The sequence below is a fragment of the Actinoplanes sp. NPDC051633 genome, from assembly GCF_040681735.1.
Classification (GTDB): Bacteria; Actinomycetota; Actinomycetes; order Mycobacteriales; family Micromonosporaceae; genus Actinoplanes.
On the sequence record NZ_JBFAZH010000716.1, the window covers coordinates 1 to 4,077 of the forward strand.

The 4,077-nt window shown below is 72.8% G+C and carries 3 protein-coding genes and 1 pseudogene; 2 read left to right on the forward strand and 2 right to left on the reverse strand.

Going from position 1 to position 4,077, the window contains the following annotated elements; all coding sequences use genetic code 11:
- Positions 1-1,828: TPM domain-containing protein (locus tag AB0M20_RS30460; RefSeq protein WP_364303770.1), on the reverse strand; the 1,828-nt coding region annotated here is incomplete at its 3' end.
- A gap of 129 nt (positions 1,829-1,957) precedes the next feature.
- On the opposite strand from AB0M20_RS30460, the gene AB0M20_RS30465 reads away from it, so the two are divergent.
- Both AB0M20_RS30465 and AB0M20_RS30470 read left to right on the forward strand, forming a co-directional pair.
- Positions 1,958-3,043, forward strand: a complete 1,086-nt coding sequence (locus tag AB0M20_RS30465; RefSeq protein WP_364303771.1) for an S-(hydroxymethyl)mycothiol dehydrogenase — start codon at positions 1,958-1,960, stop codon at positions 3,041-3,043.
- Positions 3,043-3,630 (forward strand): MBL fold metallo-hydrolase, encoded by a 588-nt coding sequence (locus tag AB0M20_RS30470; RefSeq protein WP_364303772.1) that lies wholly within the window; start codon positions 3,043-3,045, stop codon positions 3,628-3,630. Before AB0M20_RS30465 ends, AB0M20_RS30470 begins: the two co-directional genes overlap by 1 nt.
- Here the strand turns inward: AB0M20_RS30470 and AB0M20_RS30475 are convergent.
- Positions 3,611-4,077 (reverse strand): annotated as a pseudogene (locus tag AB0M20_RS30475) (hypothetical protein); the annotation flags it as partial. The gene AB0M20_RS30470 and the pseudogene AB0M20_RS30475 sit on opposite strands and share 20 nt — an antisense overlap.

The window sequence follows — 4,077 nt, forward strand, 5'->3', positions numbered from 1 at the left end:
CACCGAGGAGAGCGCCGAGCAGCGAGTCGTCCTCGGCCACCGCGGGCTCGTAACTGCTGCTGTAGGTCTGCACGTCGGACCGCGCCAGCCGGCCGGCGTTCGTCGCGAGGCGCTGCGCCAGCTGGGCCTCGGTCACCGCGGTCACCGGGTCCGACGCCGACAGGCTCTCGGCCAGCGACAGGTGCCGCTCCGCCTCGGCGAGCGTGCTGCGCGCGCTGGTGGTGACCGCGCCCCGCCGGGTGGTGACGAAGCTGTTCGCCGCGGCCACCTCGGACCGGGCCACCGGCAGCGCCTGGGCCAGCAGGCTGCGGGCCCGGGCGGCCCGCTCGGCCGTGTCGCGCGCCTCGGCCAGCGAGCGGTCGAGCGCGGCGTCGGCCGCCTGGAGCCGGGCCGCCAGCCCGATCGGGTCGCTCGCCGGGCCGGCCAGCTCGGCCCGGGCCTCGATCAGCACCTGCTCGGCCGAGCGGGCCGCCTCGGCCAGGTCGGCCGGCGGTGGTGTGGTGGAGGCCAGCGTCGCGCGGCCCGCGGCGATCTCCGCCTCGACCTCGAGGATCAGCGCATCGGAGGCCTTGCGTGCGGCGTCGAGATCGGTGACCGCCTGGTGCACGGCCGCGACGAGCTGACCGGCCTGGTCGACGGCCTGCTCGGCGGCCCGGACGGCGAGGGCGGCCTCCGGGTTGTCGGGTGGTGACTCGCCGAGGGCCGCGCGGGCCCGGGTCAGCGCCGAGGCGGTGAAGGCCAGCCGCTCCCGGGCCTGGTCGACGTTGGTGGCCACGGCGGTGACCGGTGGGCCCGCGTACCGCGACGTCAGATCGTGCAGGGCGGCCTGGGCGGCCGGCAGCGACGCCTCCACCTCGGCTCGCCGCCGGTCCGCCTCGTCGGCGACCTCCGCCGCCTTGCTCTCCAGGTCGCGCAGCTCGTCGAAGGCGTCCGACTCGTCGTCCAGCCGCTTGTCCGCGCCCTGGCACAGCTCGACGATCCTGGTGAGGATCTTGCGGCGCTCGGCGAGCGGAGGCGGCGGCTCCTGGTCGAGCTCCGCCCGCAGCCGGAATGCCTCGGCCACGTCCTGCCGCGACGACTCGAGGGCGGCGGTGAAGCGTTCGGTCGCCGCGGCACCGTACTGCCCGGTTGCGATCGCCAGCTCCCGCTCGCTCGCCCGCAGGTCGTCGTCGAGCTCGAGGAGCAGTGCGTTCGCCTGCGTGTCGAGCTCCTCGAGCGACGGCCCGGCCGGGGTCACCGGCCAGTTCTCGGAGGTCCGCGCCGCGGCGACCTCCGCCGCGGCCCGGCGCCGGCGCGCGACGAACCAGATGATCGCGGCGACCACCACGATGAAGGCGATCGCGATCCAGACGAACACCGCCGAGCCGGACGACTTGACCGCCTCGCGATAGCCGTCGGCGCCGGCCACCACGGCGCCCGCCCAGTCGTTGCCGCCCAGCGCCGGCTCGATCCGCTCGGCGGCCACATCGGCCAGCTCGTTGTCGGAGAGACGGGCGTCGTCGGGGAACGAATACGCATACGCCCGATCCGCCGTCGCCACCGCCAGCAGCGCGTCACGATCGCCGAGATCGCTCAGCGCGGCCGTCTCGTCGGTCCACTGCTGCGCCGGGATGCCGTCGAACGATCGGACGAACACCACCCACAGCTGGATGCCGGTCTCGTTCTGCAGCCTGGAGAGGGCCGCCTCGGCGCCCGCCCGCCCGCTGCCGAGGGCACCGGCGTCGTCGACGACCTGAGTGGCGAGCCGCTGGGGCTGGTCGGCCAGCGCGGGCGAGGGGGAGAGCACCACGACGGCCAGGGCCAGCAGGGCGAGGAGGCGTTGCTTCACGAGGACCAACTTATGGGGGAGCGGGCGTCGGCGCGTACCCCTGGGCGTTGCCTGTGGATAACTTCCGGCCGTCGCAGCAATACATGTCAGGATGCGTAGGCCCGCATGAGCAAGGAAAGAAGGTCTGCCGTGAGTCAGCAGGTGCAGGGAGTCATCTCCCGATCGAAGAAGGCGCCGGTCGAGGTGACCACGATCGTCGTGCCGGACCCGGGTCCGGGTGAGGCGGTGGTCAAGGTGCAGGCCTGCGGGGTCTGCCACACCGACCTGCACTATCGCGAGGGCGGCATCAACGACGACTATCCGTTCCTGCTGGGACACGAGGCGGCCGGCGTGGTCGAGTCGGTCGGCGCCGGCGTGACCGACGTCGCGCCGGGCGACTTCGTGGTGCTCAACTGGCGTGCCGTCTGCGGCAACTGCCGGGCCTGTCACAAGGGCAAGCCGTGGTATTGCTTCGCCACCCACAACGCGACGCAGAAGATGACGCTCACCGACGGCACCGAGCTGTCCCCGGCGCTCGGCATCGGCGCCTTCGTGGAGAAGACGCTGGTGCACGCCGGTCAGTGCACCAAGGTCGATCCGCGGGCGCGGCCGGCTGCGGTCGGGCTGCTCGGCTGCGGCGTGATGGCGGGCATCGGCGCGGCGATCAACACCGGCGGCGTGACCCGGGGCGACTCGGTCGCCGTGATCGGCTGCGGCGGGGTCGGTGACGGCGCGATCGTGGGTGCGGCCCTGGCCGGCGCGACCACGATCATCGCGATCGACACCGACGACCAGAAGCTGGAGTGGGCCCGTCGCTTCGGCGCCACGCACACGGTGAACGCACGCGGCACCGATGTGGTCGAGGCGGTCCAGGGGCTCACCGGTGGCTTCGGCGCCGACGTCGTGGTGGAGGCCGTCGGCCGTCCGGAGACGTACAAGCAGGCCTTCTACGCTCGCGACCTGGCCGGCACCGTCGTGCTGGTGGGCGTGCCGACGCCGGAGATGACCATCGAGCTGCCGCTGCTGGACGTCTTCGGGCGCGGGGGCGCGCTGAAGAGCAGCTGGTACGGCGACTGCCTGCCGACCCGCGACTTCCCCATGCTGACCGAGCTCTACCTGCAGGGCCGGGTCGACCTGGACGCGTTCGTGACCGAGGAGATCCAGCTCGACCAGGTCGAGGACGCGTTCGCCAAGATGCACACCGGCGGCGTGCTGCGCTCGGTCGTGATCTTCTGATGGCCGCCCGGGTCGACCACGGCGTCACCAGCGGCACCTTCTCGCTGGACGGGCAGACCTTCGACGTGGACAACAACGTCTGGGTGGTGGGTGATGACGAGTCGTGCGTGGTGATCGACGCGCCGCACGACGTGGCGGCGATCCTCGCCGTGGTCGGCGGCCGGCGGGTCGAGGCGATCCTGCTCACCCACGCCCACGACGATCACGTGCGGGTCGCGCCGGCGCTCGCCGAGGCGACCGGAGCGCCGCTTCATCTGCATCCCGCGGAGGAGCCGCTGTGGAAGCTGACGCACCCGGACGTGCCGATGCCGCAGCCGCTGGCCGATGGGCAGGAGATCGCCGGGCTGACCGTGCTGCACACGCCGGGGCACAGCCCGGGCGCGGTCTGCTTCTACTCGGCCGACCTGGGTTGCGTGTTCACCGGTGACACGCTGTTCCACGGCGGGCCGGGCGCGACCGGGCGGTCCTACAGCGACTACGACACCATCGTGCGGTCGATCAGGGAGCGGCTGTTCACGCTGCCCGGTGCGACGGTCGTCCACACGGGCCACGGCCGCGACACGCTGATCACATCCGAGCGGATATAGCGGCCGCGGTCTCGTATGCCGGGGTTGACCGGTCGGCCAGCATGTCGAGGGTCAGCGCCGCGGTCCAGCTGAAGGTCGGCGCGCCGATGCCCTCGCCGTTGTCCGGGTGGAAATACTCGTAGAAGCCCGAGCGGTGCACCATCCGCAGCATCGCCGCCCGCAGGTCCTCCGCCTGGTCGTGGTACCCGTGCTGCTGCAGGCCGCGGCGCAGGAGCCAGTTGGCGTTGGTCCAGATCGGCCCGCGCCAATACCGGAGCGGGTCGAAATCGGGCGCCGTGCGGTCGTAGCTGGGCAGGGGTAGGCCGGTCTGGTCCGGCATGCCGAAGCGGTGCGACGAGGCCTCGGCAACGATCGCGGCGGCGTGCTCGGCGGGCAGGCCGGGCAGGATCACCGGCACCAGCCCGTTGATGCAACGGGCTGGGCTCAGCGTGCCGGTCCGCACGTCGC